The 17,812-nt window shown below is 72.6% G+C and carries 19 protein-coding genes; 10 read left to right on the forward strand and 9 right to left on the reverse strand.

Features of this window, described 5'->3' with window-relative positions; all coding sequences use genetic code 11:
* Positions 1 to 144: 144 nt before the first annotated feature.
* Positions 145 to 654, reverse strand: coding sequence for a flavin reductase family protein (locus tag AB0E91_RS21735; protein ID WP_361784206.1), 510 nt, complete (start codon positions 652 to 654; stop codon positions 145 to 147).
* A 214-nt stretch (positions 655 to 868) separates the two neighbouring features.
* The gene (locus tag AB0E91_RS21740) at positions 869 to 1,228 is read right to left on the reverse strand and encodes a thioredoxin family protein (protein ID WP_361784209.1); all 360 of its coding nucleotides are present in this window, start codon (positions 1,226 to 1,228) and stop codon (positions 869 to 871) included.
* Positions 1,229 to 1,554: 326 nt separating this feature from the next.
* On the opposite strand from AB0E91_RS21740, the gene AB0E91_RS21745 reads away from it, so the two are divergent.
* Positions 1,555 to 2,283 (forward strand): lysophospholipid acyltransferase family protein, encoded by a 729-nt coding sequence (locus AB0E91_RS21745; RefSeq protein ID WP_361784212.1) that lies wholly within the window; start codon positions 1,555 to 1,557, stop codon positions 2,281 to 2,283.
* Positions 2,284 to 2,305: 22 nt separating this feature from the next.
* On the opposite strand, the gene AB0E91_RS21750 is transcribed toward AB0E91_RS21745, so the two are convergent.
* From AB0E91_RS21750 to AB0E91_RS21765, 4 genes are all read right to left on the reverse strand, one after another.
* Complete coding sequence (locus tag AB0E91_RS21750; protein WP_361784215.1) at positions 2,306 to 2,899, reverse strand: transglutaminase domain-containing protein; 594 nt, start codon at positions 2,897 to 2,899, stop codon at positions 2,306 to 2,308.
* Between the two features lie 73 nt (positions 2,900 to 2,972).
* Positions 2,973 to 4,043 carry a low specificity L-threonine aldolase gene (locus tag AB0E91_RS21755; protein WP_361784606.1) on the reverse strand — a complete coding sequence of 357 codons (1,071 nt, stop codon included), beginning with the start codon at positions 4,041 to 4,043 and terminating at the stop codon, positions 2,973 to 2,975.
* On the reverse strand, positions 4,040 to 4,786 hold the full coding sequence (locus tag AB0E91_RS21760) for an SDR family oxidoreductase (protein WP_161179460.1): 747 nt from the start codon (positions 4,784 to 4,786) through the stop codon (positions 4,040 to 4,042). The genes AB0E91_RS21755 and AB0E91_RS21760 overlap by 4 nt, the downstream gene beginning before the upstream one ends.
* An 86-nt stretch (positions 4,787 to 4,872) precedes the next feature.
* Complete coding sequence (locus AB0E91_RS21765) at positions 4,873 to 6,270, reverse strand: DUF6421 family protein (protein ID WP_361784218.1); 1,398 nt, start codon at positions 6,268 to 6,270, stop codon at positions 4,873 to 4,875.
* 347 nt (positions 6,271 to 6,617) lie between these two features.
* On the opposite strand from AB0E91_RS21765, the gene AB0E91_RS21770 reads away from it, so the two are divergent.
* Positions 6,618 to 7,301, forward strand: a complete 684-nt coding sequence (locus tag AB0E91_RS21770; protein ID WP_361784221.1) for a glycerophosphodiester phosphodiesterase family protein — start codon at positions 6,618 to 6,620, stop codon at positions 7,299 to 7,301.
* Positions 7,302 to 7,368: 67 nt separating this feature from the next.
* On the opposite strand, the gene AB0E91_RS21775 is transcribed toward AB0E91_RS21770, so the two are convergent.
* Positions 7,369 to 7,905, reverse strand: a complete 537-nt coding sequence (locus AB0E91_RS21775) for a GNAT family N-acetyltransferase (RefSeq protein WP_361784224.1) — start codon at positions 7,903 to 7,905, stop codon at positions 7,369 to 7,371.
* A 72-nt stretch (positions 7,906 to 7,977) separates the two neighbouring features.
* On the opposite strand from AB0E91_RS21775, the gene AB0E91_RS21780 reads away from it, so the two are divergent.
* Positions 7,978 to 8,370 (forward strand): VOC family protein, encoded by a 393-nt coding sequence (locus AB0E91_RS21780; protein ID WP_361784227.1) that lies wholly within the window; start codon positions 7,978 to 7,980, stop codon positions 8,368 to 8,370.
* A 24-nt stretch (positions 8,371 to 8,394) separates the two neighbouring features.
* Here AB0E91_RS21780 and AB0E91_RS21785 read toward each other — a convergent pair whose 3' ends face one another.
* Positions 8,395 to 9,033: a MarR family winged helix-turn-helix transcriptional regulator gene (locus AB0E91_RS21785; RefSeq protein ID WP_361784230.1), complete on the reverse strand. Its 639-nt coding sequence runs from the start codon at positions 9,031 to 9,033 to the stop codon at positions 8,395 to 8,397.
* Complete coding sequence (locus tag AB0E91_RS21790; RefSeq protein WP_361784233.1) at positions 9,030 to 10,637, reverse strand: FUSC family protein; 1,608 nt, start codon at positions 10,635 to 10,637, stop codon at positions 9,030 to 9,032. The genes AB0E91_RS21785 and AB0E91_RS21790 overlap by 4 nt, the downstream gene beginning before the upstream one ends.
* Before the next feature lie 157 nt (positions 10,638 to 10,794).
* Here AB0E91_RS21790 and AB0E91_RS21795 point away from each other — a divergent pair, with 157 nt between their 5' ends.
* The 7 genes from AB0E91_RS21795 to AB0E91_RS21825 all read left to right on the forward strand — a co-directional run bounded on the left by AB0E91_RS21795 (position 10,795) and on the right by AB0E91_RS21825 (position 17,801).
* On the forward strand, positions 10,795 to 11,346 hold the full coding sequence (locus tag AB0E91_RS21795) for a DUF5134 domain-containing protein (RefSeq protein WP_361110695.1): 552 nt from the start codon (positions 10,795 to 10,797) through the stop codon (positions 11,344 to 11,346).
* 114 nt (positions 11,347 to 11,460) lie between these two features.
* Positions 11,461 to 12,396 carry a M56 family metallopeptidase gene (locus AB0E91_RS21800; RefSeq protein WP_361784236.1) on the forward strand — a complete coding sequence of 312 codons (936 nt, stop codon included), beginning with the start codon at positions 11,461 to 11,463 and terminating at the stop codon, positions 12,394 to 12,396.
* A gap of 196 nt (positions 12,397 to 12,592) precedes the next feature.
* Positions 12,593 to 13,189 (forward strand): phosphatase PAP2 family protein, encoded by a 597-nt coding sequence (locus AB0E91_RS21805; RefSeq protein WP_361784610.1) that lies wholly within the window; start codon positions 12,593 to 12,595, stop codon positions 13,187 to 13,189.
* A gap of 10 nt (positions 13,190 to 13,199) precedes the next feature.
* Positions 13,200 to 13,889: an HAD-IA family hydrolase gene (locus AB0E91_RS21810; RefSeq protein ID WP_361784239.1), complete on the forward strand. Its 690-nt coding sequence runs from the start codon at positions 13,200 to 13,202 to the stop codon at positions 13,887 to 13,889.
* Positions 13,890 to 14,071: 182 nt separating this feature from the next.
* Positions 14,072 to 14,788 carry a helix-turn-helix domain-containing protein gene (locus AB0E91_RS21815; protein ID WP_361784242.1) on the forward strand — a complete coding sequence of 239 codons (717 nt, stop codon included), beginning with the start codon at positions 14,072 to 14,074 and terminating at the stop codon, positions 14,786 to 14,788.
* A 166-nt stretch (positions 14,789 to 14,954) separates the two neighbouring features.
* The gene (locus AB0E91_RS21820; protein WP_361784245.1) at positions 14,955 to 16,295 is read left to right on the forward strand and encodes an FAD-dependent oxidoreductase; all 1,341 of its coding nucleotides are present in this window, start codon (positions 14,955 to 14,957) and stop codon (positions 16,293 to 16,295) included.
* Positions 16,296 to 16,442: 147 nt separating this feature from the next.
* A complete protein-coding gene (locus tag AB0E91_RS21825) occupies positions 16,443 to 17,801 on the forward strand; it encodes a nucleobase:cation symporter-2 family protein (protein ID WP_361784248.1) in 1,359 nt (452 codons plus the stop codon).
* Positions 17,802 to 17,812: the final 11 nt, after the last annotated feature.

The raw sequence follows: 17,812 nt of genomic DNA on the forward strand, positions 1-17,812 counted from the left end.
CCGGCCGAAATATTACTCGCCAGTACATCCAGTTCGTGCCCGCTGAGCAAGCGCTTTGAACTGTGACCTTCGCAACGCAGCGTAACCGGAACTCGACGGCCACGCAGCAGCGGGCCGCCGTCCCCGGAGCGGGCCCGTTCCCGGTCAGTCCCGCAGCGCGTTGAACCGGCCCTGGTGGTAGAGCAGCGGGCGACCGGTGCCCGAGGGGTCGCCGAGCACGACCTCGGCGAGCACGATCCGGTGGTCCCCGGCCGGGACGCGGCCGACGACCCGGCAGACCAGCCAGGCGAGCACGTCGTCCAGGACGGGCACGCCCTCCGGGCCCTCGCGCCAGGCGGTGGGAGCGCCGAAGCGGTCGGCGCCGCTGCGGGCGAAGGTGGCCGCGAGGCCGCCCTGGTGCTCGGCGAGCAGATGGACACCGACGTACTCCGCACGCGAGACGGCGGGCCAGCTGGAGGCGCCGGTGCCTATGCCGAAGGAGACGAGCGGGGGTTCGGCGGAGACGGAGGTGAGGGAGGTGGCGGTGAAGCCGACCGGGCCGTGCTCGGCGCGGGCGGTGATGACCGCGACACCGGCGGCATGGCGGCGGAAGGTGGCGCGCAGCAGTTCGGGCGAGGCGGTCTGGTGGGTGCCGAGATCGGGCGTGGCCGTCATGGAGTTGTCCTTCTGCTGAGGAGGGCGAGCGGAGCGGATGCCGTGGCTGCTCAACAGCCCGGACAGCGCGCGCTCGCGGTGCGGGCCAGGTCGACGTGGGCCCGTCCGACGAGAAGGAGTTCGGTCGGCATACGGTCAGGCTGACGATGGATGGCGCGCACAGTCAAGTACGTTCCGGGATCTGGAAGAGGCCGGGCCGGGCGGTTCCCGCCGCTCACAGGGCCTCTCCGAGCGCGGCGATCACATCGGCCCGGCGCGGCTGTCCGGCGGCGCGGCGCACCACGCGTCCTGTCGCGTCGAGGACCAGGACGGTGGGGGTGCGGACGATGCCGAGGGCGCGTACGAGGCCGAGATGCGCCTCGGCGTCGATGTCGACGTGGGTCACGCCGGGGACCATGGCGGCGACTTCGCCGAGGGTGCGGCGGGTGGCCCGGCAGGGGGCGCAGAAGGCGCTGGAGAACTGAACGAGGGTGGCCCGCTCGCCCAGTTCACCGCTCAGGTCGGCCGGTCCCAGCCGCTGTTCCTCATCCTGCCCGCGCACGCGCGTCCTCCGCTTCCGCCGCTCGCGCGGCATCCGGCCGGCCGCGTCCCGCGGTCGGCCCGGTCGTCCTCAGTCGTCCTCGGCACACGCGCGAGTCGTCCTCGGCACAAGCGCGCGGGGGCCGCGAAGGATTCCCGCACCCCTGCGGAGAGGGCTCCTGGGGCGGGTGGTACACCTGCGGCGGCCCCTCCGAGGCGGCTGTTACAGGGACGTGACGAGGATCTCGCCGCCACGGGGCACCAGGACTGGCTACCCGTCCGTTCTTGGGGCACGATCTGGAGACGCCGTAAACCTACGGCTGCGTAACTTCCCGCCGGGAGCCCCTTTCCCGAGCAGAGCAGAAAGGGCCGACCCCGCTCATGGCAGAACTGGTCTACCGTCCCGTCGTCGGTTTCGCGAAGACGTTGTTCAAGGTGTGGGACCTCAAGATCGACTGCCAGGGGTCGGAGAACATCCCGCGCACGGGCGGCGCCGTGCTGGTGAGCAATCACATCAGCTACCTGGACTTCATCTTCAACGGCCTGGCGGCGCTGCCGCAGAAGCGGCTGGTGCGGTTCATGGCCAAGGACGCGGTCTTCCGGCACAAGGTGTCGGGTCCGCTGATGCGCGGGATGAAGCACATCCCCGTGGACCGGTCGCAGGGCGAGGCCGCGTACGCGCACGCGCTGAACTCGCTGCGCTCCGGCGAGATCGTGGGTGTGTTCCCGGAGGCCACCATCTCGGAGTCCTTCACGCTGAAGAGCTTCAAGTCGGGTGCGGCGCGGCTCGCGCAGGAGGCGGGCGTCCCGCTGGTCCCGATGGCCCTGTGGGGCACCCAGCGGCTGTGGACCAAGGGCCACCCGCGCAACTTCAAGCGCAGCCACACCCCCATCACCGTCCGGGTGGGCGAGGCGGTCGAGGCTCCGCGCGACCAGTACGCGGGCGCGATCACCCGCCGTCTGCGCGACCGCGTCCAGGACCTTCTGGACGCCGCCCAGCGCGCCTACCCCGCCCGTCCCAAGTCCGCCGAGGACTCCTGGTGGCTCCCGGCCCACCTCGGCGGCACGGCTCCGACGGCGGAGCAGCTGCGGATGGTCCAGGCGCTCTGACGGCGCGGCGTCCCGGCCCCGGTCAGAGGGAGTCGGGCAGCGTCCGCCACAGGGACGGCCGGTCCGGGGCGCTCATCAGCGCCCCGAGTACGGCGGGATGCGGCGCCGCGAACAGAACGGGATGGTCCTCCTCCCCGGCCCCCGTGTCGGGCACCCACGCCAGCCGTTCGCCCTCCAGGGAGAACCGGGCGTCCACCCCCGGCTTGTTGCCCCGCGGGTCCTGCCGGTGCCAGGCCCCGCGCAGATGTACGGCGACCAGCCCGTGCAGGACGTGACCCGTTCCGGTGTCGTCGGTCAGCCGCTGGTAGCACAGGGCCGCGGGGATGCCCCCGGCCCGCAGGAGCGCGGCCAGGGCGTGCGCCTTGGCGTGGCAAATGCCCGTCCCCTGTTCCAGTACGTCGGAGGCACGCCAGGTGACGCGCGGGTCGTCGGCATCGGCCGAGTGCGTGATGGTGTCGCGTACGAACTCGTAGGCGGCATGCGCGTATGAGCACGCGTCACCGGTCCCGTCGGCCAGTCGGGCGGCCGTTCGCCGCACCGCGGGATGACGGTGGTCGACGGTCTCGTCGGCGGCCAGGTAGGCGGACAGGCCGGCGGTGTCCTGGATCAGCTCCATGGTCGTGAAGCATAGGAATGCGGCCGCCCGGAAAGCAATGGATTTCCGGGCGGCCGCATATTCATGCACGCACTTAGCGGGCCATCTCCTCCTTGAGGGCCGACACGAACAGGTCGACGTCGTCCTCAGTGGTGTCGAAGGAGCACATCCAGCGGACGTCGCCGGCGGCCTCGTCCCAGAAGTAGAAGCGGAAGCGCTTCTGAAGGCGTTCGCTCACGTCGTGCGGAAGCCGGGCGAAGACGCCGTTGGACTGCACCGGGTAGAGGATCTCCACGCCGTCCACCGCGCGGGCGCCCTCGGCCAGGCGCTGGGCCATCTCGTTGGCGTGGCGGGCGTTGCGGAGCCAGAGGTCCTTGGCGTACAGGGCCTCCAACTGCACCGAGACGAAGCGCATCTTGGAGGCGAGCTGCATGGACAGCTTGCGCAGGTGCTTCATGTGGGAGACGGCGTCCTGGTTGATCACCACGACCGCCTCGCCGAGGAGGGCGCCGTTCTTCGTGCCGCCGAGAGAGAGGATGTCCACGCCGACCGCGTTGGTGAAGGTCCGCATGGGGACGTTCAGGGAGGCGGCGGCGTTCGATATGCGGGAGCCGTCCAGGTGCACCTTCATGCCGTGCGCGTGGGCGTGGTCGCAGATCGCGCGGATCTCATCGGGCGTGTAGAGCGTGCCCAGTTCGGTGGACTGGGTGATCGAGACGACCTGCGGCTTGGCCCGGTGCTCGTCCTCGAACCCCCAGGCCTGCCGGTCGATCAGCTCGGGCGTGAGCTTGCCGTCCGGCGTGGGCACGGTGAGCAGCTTGAGGCCGCCCATGCGCTCGGGGGCGCCGCCCTCGTCCACGTTGATGTGCGCACTCTCGGCGCAGATCACCGCGCCCCAGCGGTCGGTGACCGCCTGGAGCGCGACGACGTTCGCGCCGGTGCCGTTGAACACCGGGAACGCCTCGGCGCTCGCGCCGAAGTGGCCGCGGATGATCCGCTGGAGGTTCTCGGTGTACTCGTCCCCGCCGTACGCCACCTGGTGGCCGCCGTTGGCCAGGGCCACGGCGGCCAGCACCTCGGGGTGCGCACCGGCGTAGTTGTCGCTGGCGAACCCCCGGACCTTCGGGTCGTGACGACGACGTGCGTCGGTCCTGGGCGGGTTCACGGCTTCTCGGTCAGCCACAGACGCGTTCCGTTCACTTCGGCGGCGGGCTCGTTCCAGACGCCGGCGACGGCGTCGGCCAGGTCCTTGACGTCCGTGAAGCCCGCGAACTTCGCGTTGGGGCGCTCGGCGCGCATCGCGTCGTGCACCAACGCCTTCACCACCAGGATCGCAGCGGCGGCGCGCGGCCCCTCCTCGCCCCCGGCCTTGCGGAAGCCGTCGGCCATGGCGAGCGTCCACGCCTCGGCGGCGGCCTTGGCGGCGGAGTACGCCGCGTTGCCCGCCGTGGGCTTGGACGCGCCCGCTGCGCTGATCAGCAGGTAGCGGCCGTTGCCGCCGCGCTGGAGGGCGTCGTAGAAGGCCAGGGAGGTGTTCTGGACGGTACGGATCAGCAGCTTCTCCAGCAGATCCCAGTCGGCCAGGTCGGTGTCGTCGAACTTGGCGCCGCCGCGCCAGCCGCCGACCAGGTGGACCAGGCCGTCGATCCGGCCGTGCTCCTTCTCGATGCCCGCGGCCCAGGCCCGGGTCGAGTCGAGGTCGAGCAGGTCGACCGTCTCGCCGGTGACCGTGGCGCCGCCGTTGGCGTAACGGGCCGCGTCCACGGCCTCCGCCAGCCGGGCGGGGTCGTTGTCCGCGCCGACGACGGTCGCCCCCGCCTCGGCCAGCCGGACCAGAGTCGCCCGCCCCGCCGGTCCGCCCGCTCCGGCGACCGCGATCACCGCACCCCGCAGAACCCCGTTGCCCATCGTCTTCCTCTCCCGCTCCGCAGTCTCGTGTACGCCAGTCTCGTGCACGCCGGTCTCGTGGACGTCGCTCTCGTGGCCGCCGTCGCTCACGCGGCGGTCCGCCCGGCACCGTCCGCCGTGATGCCCTTGGCCGAGGCGATCACGCCCTTCAGCTTCTTGGACAGGGCCTCATAGAACATGCTGAGCGGAAACTCGTCCGGGAGCACGTCATCCACGAGCTTGCGCGGCGGCAGGCTCAGGTCGAGGGCGTCGGGACCCTTGCCCCACTTGGAGCCGGGGTGCGGGGCGAGGTAGGTCGCGACGAGCTCGTACCCGGCGAACCAGTGGACCAGCTTGGGCCGGTCGATGCCGTCGCGGTAGAGCTGCTCGATCTCGGCGCACAGCCGGTTGGTGACCTCGGGGGCGCGCTCCCAGTCGATGGAGAGCCTGTTGTCGGTCCAGCGGACCACGTCGTGCTTGTGCAGGTAGGCGAAGAGCAGCTGACCGCCCAGGCCGTCGTAGTTGCGCACGCGGTCGCCGGTGACCGGGAAGCGGAACATGCGGTCGAAGAGGACCGCGTACTGCACGTCACGGGCCTGCGGGACGCCGTCCGCCTGGAGCTTCACGGCCTCCTTGAAGGCGGTGAGGTCGCAGCGCAGCTCCTCCAGGCCGTACATCCAGAACGGCTGGCGCTGCTTGATCATGAACGGGTCGAAGGGCAGGTCACCGTGGCTGTGGGTGCGGTCGTGGACCATGTCCCAGAGCACGAAGGCCTCTTCGCAGCGCTTCTGGTCGTGGACCATCTCCGCGATGTCCTCGGGCAGCTCCAGGCCCAGGAGGGCGACGGCGGCGTCCGTGACCTTGCGGAAGCGCGCGGCCTCGCGGTCGCAGAAGATGCCACCCCAGGAGAAACGTTCCGGCGCCTCGCGGACGGCGATGGTCTCCGGGAAGAGGACGGCGGAGTTGGTGTCGTAGCCCGAGGTGAAGTCCTCGAAGGTGATGCCGCAGAACAGCGGGTTGTCGTACCGCGTGCGCTCCAGCTCGGCCAGCCAGTCCGGCCAGACCATGCGCAGGACGACCGCCTCCAGGTTGCGGTCCGGGTTGCCGTTCTGCGTGTACATCGGGAAGACGACCAGGTGCTGGAGGTCGTGCTCGCGGCGCGCGGCGGGCTGGAAGGCCAGCAGCGAGTCGAGGAAGTCCGGCACCTCGAAGCCGCCCTCGGCCCAGCGGCGCAGGTCCTTCACGACGGCCTCGTGGTACGCGGCGTCGTGCGGGAGAAGGGGGGCCAGCTGCTCGACCGCCTCGGTCACCCGGCGGACGGCCGCCTCGGCGTCGGCCCGCGCGGGCGCGCCCTCGGCCTCGAAGTCGATCGATCCGTCCTTGGACTGCCATGGCCGGATCTGCTCCACGGCATCCTTGAGCATCGGCCAGGCCGGGTGCTCGATCACCCTGGTCAGCGAAGGAAGCTGCTCCTCCACACCCGCCTGCACAAGAATTTCCGTCATGTCCCATCCTCCACGGGAGAACCTCGCGTATGGACACCGTATGCATACCCGGTTTCACCGAACAAGAGGGGACTCGGGAAATTATTCTGCGCAGCCGCCGTTCGACCGGCGTTTTTCCTGCGGCAAACCGTGACGGCGCTCACTTTCGCCATGCGCATCCGGCCGCACCGGCGCCCGCGCGTTTCAGCCACCCCACGCGCGGGCAGCGGCACACGGTCCGTGACGGGGCGGACGCACATGAAGAGCCATCCCGGGGCGGGGCCATTAGGCTGCGGAACGTGCCGCGCGGTCGACGACGTCCGTCGGGTCCGCGGACCGGGCCGCCGTCGACGGAAGCGAGTTGAACCTTGAACTTCCTTACCATCGGACACCGCGGGATCATGGGCATCGAGCCCGAGAACACCCTCCGTTCCTTCGTCGCGGCGCAGCAGGCCGGCCTCGACGTCATCGAACTCGACCTGCATCTCAGCAAGGACGGCGCGCTGGTCGTCATGCACGATGCCGAGGTGGACCGCACCACCGACGGCAGCGGGGCGATCGCCGAGAAGACCCTCGCGGAGCTGCGCGCGCTGGACGCGGGGCTCGGCGAGCAGGTGCCGGTCTTCGAAGAGGTCCTGGACGCGGTGAGCGCGCCCCTCCAGGCGGAGATCAAGGACGTGGCGGCGGCCAGGGCGCTCGCCGAGGTCATGCACCGCCGGGACCTGGTCTCCCGCGTGGAGGTCCTGTCCTTCCACGACGAGGCGCTGGCGGAGATCTCCCGGCTGGTGCCGGGGGTGCGCACGGCGCTGGTCGCCAGTCGCTACGGCACCGACGTGGTCGACCGCGCCGTGGCGGTGGGTGCCACGGCGCTCTGTCTCAACATCCGCCGCCTCACCCAGGAGATCGTGGAGAAGGCGCGCAAGGCGGACCTGCGGGTCCTGGCCTGGGTGGTCAACACGCAGGACGACCTGCGGCTGGTGCGCGCGCTCCAGCTCGACGGGGCGACGACGGACTACCCGGAGATCAAACGCACGGGCCGCTTCACGGCCTGAGCGCCCTGAGCCGCCCGAGTCTCCCTAGTCGCCTGAGTCGGCCTAGTTGGCTGAGTCGGCTGCCGGGTCACACCAGCGGCTTGACCAGCAGCTCGAAGCGCAGGTCGTCCCGGCGCGGTATGCCGAAGCGCTCGTCGCCGTACGGGAAGGGCGACGTCTTTCCCGTACGGCGGTAGCCGCGCCGCTCGTACCAGGCGATCAGGTCCTCGCGGACGGAGATCACCGTCATGTGCATCTCGGTCACGCCCCAGGTCTCGCGGACCTGGCGCTCCGCCTCCGCCATGACGACCTTGCCGAGGCCCGCGCCCTGGAGGGCGGGGCTGACCGCGAACATGCCGAAGTAGGCGTGGTCTCCCCGCTGTTCGAGCTGGCAGCAGGCGACCGTACGGCCGTCCTGCTCGACGACGAGCAGCCGGCTGTCGGGCGACTTGACGATCTCCCGCACGCCCTCGGGGTCGGTCCGCTGCCCGTCCAGGATGTCCGCCTCGGTGGTCCAGCCGACCCGGCTCGCCTCGCCCCGGTACGCCGACTCGACCAGCGCGACGAGGGTGTCCACGTCGGCGTCGGTGGCGTCACGGAAGGTCAGTCCGGTGGGGTGGTTCATGGAATGTTCTCCGACTTCTCGGGCGCGGCTCGGCCAGGGTCGAGGGTAACCGGGACATTAGGCTTCGCCCGCATGGTGCACGTACTCGGCAGTCGTATCCTCGTCCGCCCGACCGACCCCGACCGCTCCCGCGCCTTCTACGGGGAGCAACTGGGCCTCGCCGTCTACCGCGAGTTCGGTACGGGGCCGGAGCGCGGGACCGTCTACTTCCTGGGCGGTGGTTTCCTGGAGGTCTCGGGGCGCGCGCAGACCCCGCCGTCCCCCGAGGTGCGGCTGTGGCTCCAGGTCCCGGATCTGCGGGCCGCGCACAAGGAGCTGCTGGCGAAGGGCGTCGAGATCGTGCGGGCGCCGGAGCGGGAGCCCTGGGGGCTGGACGAGATGTGGATCGCGGACCCGGACGGCATCCCCATCGTGCTGGTGGAGATCCCGGCGGAGCACCCGCTGCGGTACCGGCCAGGGATCTGAGGTCTTACGGCGAGCCTGACAGCCTCAGACACGCAGGCCGCCCAAGTGGCCCTCCAGCCCGTTGAGGAGCACCGCGAGCAGGTCGGACAGCTCCTCCTGGCCCTCGGCGGCCAGGGCGGACAACACCGCCTTCTCGTAGGCGAGTTGCTCGGGGAGGATGCCGTCCACCAGGTCGCGGCCCGCGTCGGTGAGGCGGAGGTGGGCCACGCGGCGGTCGCGGGTGTCGGTGCGCCGTTCGACGAGTCCGGTCTCGGTGAGCCGCTTGAGGCGCTTGGTCACGGCGGCACCGGAGGAGAAGGTCTCCCGGGCCAGCTCGCCGGGGGTGAGTTCGTGGCCGGTGCGGCGCAGCGCGCCGAGCAGGTCGAACTCGGCGCGGCTGAGCCCCGCGCGGCGCAGCGGGGCGTCCTCGGCCTGCTGGAGGAGGGCGGCGCAGCGGTTGATCCGGCCGATGACCTCCATGGGACCGGTGTCGAGACCGGGGTGCACGGCACGCCACTGGCCGACGACAGAGGCGACGGTGTCGGTGCGGGGCGTGGCGTCGGGGCCAGGGCTGATGTCGGTGTTGGTGCTGGTGCCACTCGTGCCGCCGGCGTCGTCGGCCGTCGGTCCGGGGCCGTCCGTCCGTTCGGTCCCGGTGTCCGGCTGCCCGTTCCTCGCCGTCATGGCCGTACCGCCTCCGTCGTCCCGCTGTTCCGCGCCCGCGCGTGTGCGGCCCGCACGTGCCGTGCCGTCTCGGTGAGCGTACGGTGTCCGGCCTGCTCGGCGCGCAGGACCCGTTCCCCGGGCAGGGGCCGCTGCCACCACTCCCCCAGCGCCGTGTCGGCCGTGGCCCGCAGGTCGATCAGGGCCACGGCGAGGGCGCGGCGCGCGGGGACCAGGGCGGTCGGCCGGGGCTGCGCGAGCAGCCGGTCGGCGTGGGCGCGGGCCTCCTCGGCGGCGGTGAGGGCGTGCTCCACGTGCCGTCCCGCACGCCGGTTGGTGACGAGGACGGCGGCGGCGAAGCCGGTCAGGGCGCCGACCAGGGTGTCCAGGACGCGCTGGGTCATCAGCCGGCCCGGGTCCTGGAGGTGGGCGAACTCGGTGATGAGCAGCGCCATGGGGGTCACGCACACACTGCCGAGCCAGTAGTTGCGGGCGATCAGCGCCTCGGCGCCGAAGTTGCAGGCCGCGCAGCACAGCACGAGGACGACCGGGTGGAGGTGGGTCAGCGGGGCGAGAGCGGCGAAGAGGAGCACGCCGAGGAGGTTGCCGAGGACCCGTTGGAGGGCGCGGCTCCAGGTGCGGGTGACGTTGGCCTGGTAGAGCGCGGCGGCGGTGACGAGGGCCCAGTAGGGGCGGCCGACACCGAGCGCGAGGGCGGCGTATCCGGCGAGCGCGCAGCCGAGGGCGGTGCGGACGGCGAGCGGGGCGAGGTGGGTCAGGGGGATGCGGCGGGGGCGGGGGTACGGCGGTTCCGGTGCCGTGACGACGACGCCGGGGACGGGGCCGGAGCCGCGCAGCGCGTCGGCGTGGGCGCGGAGTACGGCGGCTTCGGCATCCGGGGTCGTGAGGGCGGTCTCGGCCTCGGTCAGCAGTGCGGCGAGGGTCCGCCGGGTGGGGTCGGGGCGGACGCCGGGGGCGTGCAGGGCCGACCATGCGCTGAACAGGGCGGCGTACGCGGCCGTAGGGGACGCCCCTGCGCCGCCCCCGGCCTGGGCGGCGACCGCGCGCAGGGCCGCCGCGACGGCGCGGCGTTCCGGGCCGTGCGGACGGAGGAGGCCCGGGGCCATGCAGATCAGCCAGGCCCAGACGCCCGCGCCGAGGGCGAGGGCGACGTGACCGGGGACTTGGCCCAGGGTCTGCGGGACGAAGAGCGCGGCGGACATGACGAAGGCGACGACCACGTTCCCGGGCGGTCCGATCCGCGTCGCCTCGCAGACGGTCTTCTGCACGGCGGCCAGCAGGGCGCCGACGGTCACCAGGACCACCGCGTCGGAGGTGAGCGACGCGGCGACGAGGGCGGCGGCCAGACCGGCGGTCATGCCGAGGACCACCAGGGCGAGGACGCGGGCCCGGGCGGCGTACGGGCGGTCGTGGGCGTAGAGCGCGCACAGTGCCCCGGCCATCGTGTAGAGGGCGAGGTCGAGGCGGCCGAGGGCCAGCAGGACGAGGTTGGGCGGGAGGGTCGAGGCCACGACGCTGAGGGCGGGTTTGAACCAGATCGCGGAGGGCCGTCCGAGACGGAACGTCTGAGCGAGCGGGAGGGGGCGGAGGGACAGGCTGCTCATACTGATGAACTTAACATGTGTTTTACCTGTAAAAGATTGCCTCTCCCGGGCGTGCGCGCTCCGGCGAGTGCTCCCCGTGTACTCCCTTGCGCTCGCGTGCGCTCCGCGTGTCGTGGGCATCGCATCCCTCGACCGACGTCGAACGGGGGTGAGGGGCGTGCACGGTCCGGCTTCACCGGCCTGGCTGCTGGTCGCGCTGTGCGCGGCGACCGGGGCCTACTGCCTGCTGCGGATGCGCAGCGGCGTCGAGGAGCAGCGCCGCGCGGCGGGCGGCGAGGCGCTGATGGGCTTCGGGATGGCCGCGATGGCGGTCCCGGCGGCGGTGTTCGCCCCACCGCGCTGGATGTGGCCGGTGTACGCGGCCGTGTTCGGCGCGGCGGCGCTGCGCGCGCTGTGGGCGGCACGCCGGGACGCCCATCATCTGCACCATCTGATGGGCACCTCGGCGATGGTCTACATGTCCGTGGTGATGGCCCTCGCCCCGGCCGGGCACCACCACATGCCCGGCGGCTCGGGCGTGGCCCCGCTGACCGGCGCGCTGCTGCTGTACTTCACCGGCTATGTGCTGCTGACCGGCGCCCGCCTGGTCCCGGCGGCGGCCGCGAGCCCGGGACCGGCCACGGCACGCTGGGGCGACCGGCCCGAACTCGCGCGCGCGTGCCGTCTGTCGATGGGGATAGGCACGGTCGCGATGCTGCTGACGATGTGAGGGCACCGCGACCGACGGGATCTTCAACCTCCGTCGCACGTCCGGGCGTTGTCTGCGTCACTTCGGCGGACCGCGCGGCTCCCGGTGACGGGTCGCGCCCATAGGGTGCTGCCCATGATGGTCCCCGTGGCGCTGCTGCTGCTCGGCATCCTTGCCTCCGTCGCCGCCCCCCGGCTCCTCGGGCGCGCGGACTGGCCGGACCGGGAGCCGGTGGTGGCGCTGTGGGTGTGGCAGTGCGTGGTGGCGGCCGTGCTGCTGTGCTGCGCGCTGTCGATGACGCTCAGCGCGGCGGCGGCCTGGCAGGCGGTGCGCGGGCGGGTGTTCGCCCCGGCACCGCACGCGGTCGTCGAGGCGTACGCCCTCGGCACGGGCGGGGCCTGGGCGGCCGTGACGGCGGTGGCCCTCGCGTGCGGCGGTCTGTGGAGCGCGGCGATGCTGGTCCGCGAGGTGGTGCGGGTCCGCCGGTGCCGTGGGCGGGACCGGGCCGAACTACTGCTCCGCGCACCGCTGTTGCCCGGCGAGCAGGCGTCGGAAGGGCGGCTCGTGGTGCTGGAGGGCGAACGGCCCGACGCCTGGTGGCTGTCCGGCGCGGCACCCCGGCTCGTCGTCACCACGGCGGCACTGCGCCGCCTGAAGGGGCGTCAACTCGACGCTCTGCTGGCCCATGAGCAGGGTCACGCGCGTGCCCGGCACGACTGGCTGCTGCACTGTTCGGCCGCGCTGGCGGACGGTTTCCCGCGCGTGCCGGTGTTCGCCGCGTTCCGCGACGAGATGCACCGGCTGGTCGAGTTGGCCGCCGACGACACCGCCTCCCGCCGCTTCGGCCGGGTGACGACGGCGCTCGCGCTGGTCGAACTCAACCACCACCGGGGCGTGTTCGGGCCGTGTCCCACCCCGGAGTCGCATGTGCCGCAGCGGGTGGACCGCCTGCTGACCGCCCCGGAACGGCTTCCGGCTCCGCAGCGCCTCCGGCTGACGGCGGCGGCCGCGCTGATCCCGGTGATTCCGGTGCTGGTGACGCTCGTTCCGGCACTGCGGGCGCTGGGTTAGCCGTCCGGGCGCCGGGGCGGGAGTCCCTCGGCGCCGACGCGCCGACGGCAGTGGGATGCCCATGTACCGCCGTATGTACGAGGATCGCGGCATGTGTCACGAGCCCGACCGGACCACTCCCGTCCAACACCCCTCTCCCCCTGTCAGAACCGCCGCCCTCGTGGTGGCCGCCCTCGCCGCCTGCTGCGCCGTGCTGATGTCGCTGGTGGCGGTCGAGTGGGGGCCGCTCGTCGAGGTGGACGGCTCGGTCTCCCGGACGACGCACCGCTGGGCGGTCCGCGACGGCGCGGCCACCTCCGTCATACGGGTGCTGTCGGACTGGGTCCTCGACCCGCTGACCATGCGTCTGCTGTGCGCGGCCGTCGCACTGTGGCTGCTGTGGCGCCGGGCGGCCTGGTGGACGGCGCTGTGGCTGGTGCTGACCGTCGGGGTGGCGGTGGTGGTGCAGCAGGCGGTGAAGGCCGCCGTCGGCAGGCCGCGTCCGGTGTGGCCGGACCCGGTGGACTCCGCGCGCTTCGCGGCCTTCCCCTCCGGCCACGCGATGACGGCCACCGTGGTCTGCGGCCTGCTGCTGTGGCTGCTCCACCGCAGTGGCGTGCGCCGGGTCCTGTGGTGGACGGCCGTCGCGCTCGCGCTCCTCGCGGTGATCGGCGTGGGCGCGACCCGGGTGTGGCTCGGTGTGCACTGGCCCTCGGACGTGCTGGGCGGCTGGCTGTTCGGGGCGCTGGTGGTGGCGGTCGCCGTCGTGGTCCACGAGTGGCCGCGGGGCGTACGGGGGCGCGGGCCGGGGTAGGTTCGCGCGCATGAACGCCGTCCTGTTCGATTTTTCCGGCACCCTGTTCCGTATCGAGTCGACCGAGTCGTGGCTGCGGGCCGGGCTCGCGGCCACCGGCACCCGGCTCGGGGATGACGAACTCACCGCTGCGGCACAGCGGTTGGAGGAGCTGGGGGCGCTCGCGGGTGGTGCGGAGCCGGTGCGCGTACCGGACGGGCTGACGGAGCTGTGGGCGACCCGGGACCAGAGTTCGGAGGCCCACCGGGCGGCGTACACCGGCCTGTCCCGGCTCGTCCCGCTGCCCGATCCGGGGCTGCACGACGTGCTGTACGACCGGCACATGACACCGGCCGCGTGGACGCCGTACCCGGACGCGGCGGACGTGCTGCGCAAGCTGCGGGAGCGCGGGGCCGCGATCGGGGTGGTCAGCAACATCGGCTGGGACCTGCGTCCCGTCTTCCGCGCGCACGGGTTCGACGCGTACGTGGACACCTATGTGCTGTCGTACGAGCACGGGATGAAGAAGCCGGACCCCCGGCTGTTCGCGCTGGCCTGCGAGCGGCTGGGGGTCGACCCGCGCGAGACGCTGATGGTCGGGGACAGCCGGGGCGCGGACGGCGGCGCGGCCGCGCTCGGCTGCCGGGTGCACTTCGTGGACCATCTGCCGGTGGACCGGCGCCCGGACGCGCTGCTGCCGGTGCTGGAGCTGAGCGGCTGAGCGGCTGAGGGCACGGAAGGCGCGGGCGAATACCGCGAAACGGCTCACCGGTGTGCCGCCCGCCTGAGACGATCCCCCGCGTCGCCCCAGACGGACGGCACCCCTGAGCAGGCCCCGCGCGAAGCGGTGCCTGGTCCGACGAGTATAGTTGGCCGCCAGCCAGTCAACGCAGGAGTTCGACGATGTCCCCGCGCAGCGCCTCGGTCAACGAAGAGCTGCGCCGCCGTTCCCGGGAGCGTCTGCTGCAGGCCGCGGTGGAGCTGGTCGGCGAACGCGGCTACGACGCGACCACCCTCGGAGACATCGCGGACCGCGCCGGATCGGCGCGCGGACTGGTGTCGTACTACTTCCCCGGCAAGCGCCAGCTGGTGCAGTCCGCCGTGCACCGGCTGATGCACCGCACGCTGGAAGAAGCGCTGGAGCGGGAGCCGCGCACCGAGGACGGCCGCGAGCGGCTGGCCCGCGCCGTCGACGCGATCCTGGGCCTCGCCCGCGACCGGCCCGTGCTCATGCGCCAGCACATGGCGGGACTGCTCCAGGCCGAGGGCTTCGTGCAGTGCCCGGAGCAGCGGCGCCTGTCGGAGCTGCTGGGCGACACGGTCGCCCGGTACGGCTCGGAGGACGTCCCCGTCGACTACCCCATGCTGCGGGCGCTGCTGATGGGCGCGGTGTACGCGGCGCTCGTGCCCGGGGTGCCGATGCCCGTGCCGGTGCTGCGCGCGGAGCTGTTCGAGCGGTACGGGCTGGCCTGGGAGCTGGGGGTGCCGCCGGAGAGCGCGGCGGACGGAGTCGAGGCGGAGCAGGACCTGTCGCGGTTCTTCGCGACGGAGGAGCGGGCGGCGCCGGTGGAAGAGCGCCCGGCGCCGGTGGACGAGCGGGCGGCTTCGACGGAGGGCTGAGGCGCCGGTCTCCGGACTCGGGCGGACGCCCGGGCGCGGGGTCTGGACACGGAGGCGTGGACGACACGGCCCGGGTGGCCGCTCACTCCCTGCCGCGCCCGCCCGCCGGTGCCATGCTGGAGCCGTCAGGGCACTCTCCCGATGCCCCCGGGGTGAGGAGTACGCCGTGCTGCGTGTCGCCGTCGTCGGCTCCGGACCGAGCGGGTGCTACACCGCGCAGAACCTCGTCCAGCGGAACCCGGATGTGCACGTGGACGTGCTGGACCGGCTGCCGGCGCCGTTCGGCCTGGTCAGGTACGGCGTCGCCCCGGACCACGAGAAGATCAAGTCACTCCAGGACAGTTTGCGCACGGTGCTGGAGCACGAGCGGGTGCGGTTCCTCGGCGGGGTCGAGGTCGGCGGCCCGGACGGGCTCGCGCCGGAGCGGCTGCGGGAGATGTACCACGCGGTGGTCTACTGCGTGGGCGCCGCCACAGGGCGCCGCCTGGGCATCCCCGGCGAGGATCTGCCGGGCAGCTGGGCGGCGACGGACTTCGTGTCCTGGTACAGCGCCCACCCGGACGCGGCGGGCCTCGGCTCGCTGAGCGACGTGCGCTCGGCGGTGGTGATCGGCGCGGGCAACGTGGCACTGGACGTGACCCGGATGCTGGTCCGGGGCGCGGAACAGCTGCACGGCACCGACATGCCGCAGGCGCCCCTGGACGTGCTGGCCGCGAGCGGCATCGGCGAGGTCCACATGGCGGCGCGGCGCGGACCGACGCAGGCCCGCTTCACCACCAAGGAACTGCGCGAGCTGGGGCAGCTGCCCGGCACTCAAGTCCATGTGGACCCGGCCGAGTTGGCGCTCGACCCGGCCTTCGCCGAGCTGTCCGTGCTGCCCTCCGCACAGCGGCGCAACGCGGAGGTGCTGCGCGACTGGGCGGCCCTTCCGGGGGCGGAGGCGGAGCGGAACATCCGGATGCGATTCTTCCTGCGACCCGTCGAACTCCTGGAGGAGAACGGTCGGGTGGGCGCTGTGCGCTTCGAGCGGACGGCGCCGGACGGGCAGGGCGGTGTGGTCGGCACGGGTCAATTCGAGGATGTACCGGCACAGTTGGTGCTGCGCTCGGTCGGCTATCGCGGAGTGCCGCCCGAGGGGCTGCCGTTGGACCCCGTGACGGGGACCGTGCCGCACCAGGAGGGCCGGGTGCTCCGGGACGGGGCGCCCTCGCCCGGTGAGTACGTCGCCGGGTGGATCAAGCGTGGCCCGACCGGGGTCATCGGCAGCAACCGGCCGTGCGCCAAGGAATCGGTGGCCTCGCTGCTCGCCGACGCGCCCGCGCTCGCCGCCCGCGAGGTGCCGGACGAACCGCTCGCCGCGCTGCGGGAGTCGGGGATCGAGCCGGTGCCCTGGCCGGGCTGGCTGGCCATCGAGCGGGCCGAGGCGGAGCTGGGGGAACGTCTCGGGCGGAAGGTGGTCAAACTGGCCGACTGGGACGAGCTGTTGGCAGCGGCGCGGACCGTATAGGCAACGCGCACACGGGAGTTGGCATCTCCGTGGCTCCGGTGGGGCAGGACACACGGCGGCAACACCGCGGAAATCAACAATCTGTTCAAGCCGCCTACCGTCGCGTGCAGTTCGGATGCCGCTCCCCACCGCCGCTCTGGAGTACCCATGGCAGAGACCGCAGTTGTTCATCCCGTCGACGAGATACCACCGGTGCGCGGCCTCGCGGCCTTCGGCCTTCAGCATGTGCTCGCGATGTACGCGGGCGCGGTGGCGGTGCCGTTGATCGTGGGCGGCGCGATGAAGCTGTCCGCCGCCGACCTGGCGTATCTGATCACCGCCGATCTGCTGGTGTGCGGGGTGGCGACGCTGATCCAGTGCGTCGGGTTCTGGCGGTTCGGCGTACGGCTGCCGATCATGCAGGGGTGCACCTTCGCGGCGGTCTCGCCGATGGTGCTGATCGGGACGACGGGCGGCGGACTGCCCGCGATCTACGGCGCGGTGATCGTCGCGGGGCTGGCGATCATGCTGCTTGCGCCGGTGTTCGGCAGGCTGCTGCGCTTCTTCCCGCCGCTGGTCACCGGCACGGTGATCCTGGTCATCGGGGTCTCGCTGCTCCCGGTCGCGGGCAACTGGGCGGCGGGCGGTGTGGGCGCGAAGGACTTCGGGGCGCCCCGCAATCTGGCCCTCGCGGCGTTCGTGCTCGCGGTGGTGCTCGGGGTGCAGCGGTTCGCCCCGGCGTTCCTCTCCCGGATCGCCGTGCTCACCGGGATCGTGGTGGGCCTCGCGGTGGCCGTGCCCTTCGGCTTCACGGACTTCGGCGGGGTCACGCACGCGGACTGGGTGGGGATCAGCACCCCGTTCCACTTCGGGGCGCCCGAGTTCCGGGTGTCCGCGATCGTCTCCATGCTGGTGGTGGCGCTGGTGACGATGACGGAGACCACCGGTGACCTGATCGCGGTGGGCGAGTTGACGGGTCGTCGGGTGGAGCCGCGCTCGCTGGCCGACGGGCTGCGCGCGGACGGCCTGTCGACGGTACTGGGCGGGGTGTTCAACACCTTCCCGTACACGGCGTACGCGCAGAACGTGGGCCTGGTCGGGATGACCCGGGTGCGCAGCCGCTGGGTGGTCGCCGCGGCCGGGGCGCTCCTCGTGCTGCTCGGTCTGCTGCCCAAGCTGGGCGCGCTGGTGGCGGCGGTCCCGGCGCCGGTGCTCGGCGGGGCCGGCCTTGTGATGTTCGGGACCGTCGCGGCGAGCGGACTGCGGACGCTGGCCCGGGTCGACTTCAAGGGCAACCACAATCTGACGGTCGTCGCGGTCTCGGTGGCGGTCGGAATGCTGCCGGTGGGCGTGCCGGACGTGTACGCGAAGTTCCCGGACTGGTTCCAGACGGTGATGAACAGCGGGATCAGCGCGGGCTGTCTGACCGCGATCGCGCTCAACCTGCTGTTCAACCACCTGCCGTCGAGGAGCCGCGACGGAGCCGTACCGGCCGACGGGACATCCGCGCAGGAGGCCACGGCCTAGCTGCCGACGCG

Origin of the sequence: Streptomyces sp. NPDC026659 (genome assembly GCF_040638245.1) — a bacterium.
Classification (GTDB): domain Bacteria; phylum Actinomycetota; class Actinomycetes; order Streptomycetales; family Streptomycetaceae; genus Streptomyces.

What these genes read in the sequence shown, in the direction of transcription:
- AB0E91_RS21800 (WP_361784236.1), top strand. Translation starts at nt 11,461, where the DNA reads ATGATGGTCCCCGTGGCGCTGCTGCTGCTCGGCATCCTTGCCTCCGTC.
- AB0E91_RS21780 (WP_361784227.1), top strand. Translation starts at nt 7,978, where the DNA reads ATGGTGCACGTACTCGGCAGTCGTATCCTCGTCCGCCCGACCGACCCC.
- AB0E91_RS21810 (WP_361784239.1), top strand. Translation starts at nt 13,200, where the DNA reads ATGAACGCCGTCCTGTTCGATTTTTCCGGCACCCTGTTCCGTATCGAG.
- AB0E91_RS21750 (WP_361784215.1), bottom strand. Translation starts at nt 2,899, where the DNA reads ATGGAGCTGATCCAGGACACCGCCGGCCTGTCCGCCTACCTGGCCGCC.
- AB0E91_RS21790 (WP_361784233.1), bottom strand. Translation starts at nt 10,637, where the DNA reads ATGAGCAGCCTGTCCCTCCGCCCCCTCCCGCTCGCTCAGACGTTCCGT.
- AB0E91_RS21815 (WP_361784242.1), top strand. Translation starts at nt 14,072, where the DNA reads ATGTCCCCGCGCAGCGCCTCGGTCAACGAAGAGCTGCGCCGCCGTTCC.
- AB0E91_RS21785 (WP_361784230.1), bottom strand. Translation starts at nt 9,033, where the DNA reads ATGACGGCGAGGAACGGGCAGCCGGACACCGGGACCGAACGGACGGAC.
- AB0E91_RS21765 (WP_361784218.1), bottom strand. Translation starts at nt 6,270, where the DNA reads ATGACGGAAATTCTTGTGCAGGCGGGTGTGGAGGAGCAGCTTCCTTCG.
- AB0E91_RS21775 (WP_361784224.1), bottom strand. Translation starts at nt 7,905, where the DNA reads ATGAACCACCCCACCGGACTGACCTTCCGTGACGCCACCGACGCCGAC.
- AB0E91_RS21760 (WP_161179460.1), bottom strand. Translation starts at nt 4,786, where the DNA reads ATGGGCAACGGGGTTCTGCGGGGTGCGGTGATCGCGGTCGCCGGAGCG.
- AB0E91_RS21825 (WP_361784248.1), top strand. Translation starts at nt 16,443, where the DNA reads ATGGCAGAGACCGCAGTTGTTCATCCCGTCGACGAGATACCACCGGTG.
- AB0E91_RS21805 (WP_361784610.1), top strand. Translation starts at nt 12,593, where the DNA reads ATGTCGCTGGTGGCGGTCGAGTGGGGGCCGCTCGTCGAGGTGGACGGC.
- AB0E91_RS21745 (WP_361784212.1), top strand. Translation starts at nt 1,555, where the DNA reads ATGGCAGAACTGGTCTACCGTCCCGTCGTCGGTTTCGCGAAGACGTTG.
- AB0E91_RS21735 (WP_361784206.1), bottom strand. Translation starts at nt 654, where the DNA reads ATGACGGCCACGCCCGATCTCGGCACCCACCAGACCGCCTCGCCCGAA.
- AB0E91_RS21740 (WP_361784209.1), bottom strand. Translation starts at nt 1,228, where the DNA reads ATGCCGCGCGAGCGGCGGAAGCGGAGGACGCGCGTGCGCGGGCAGGAT.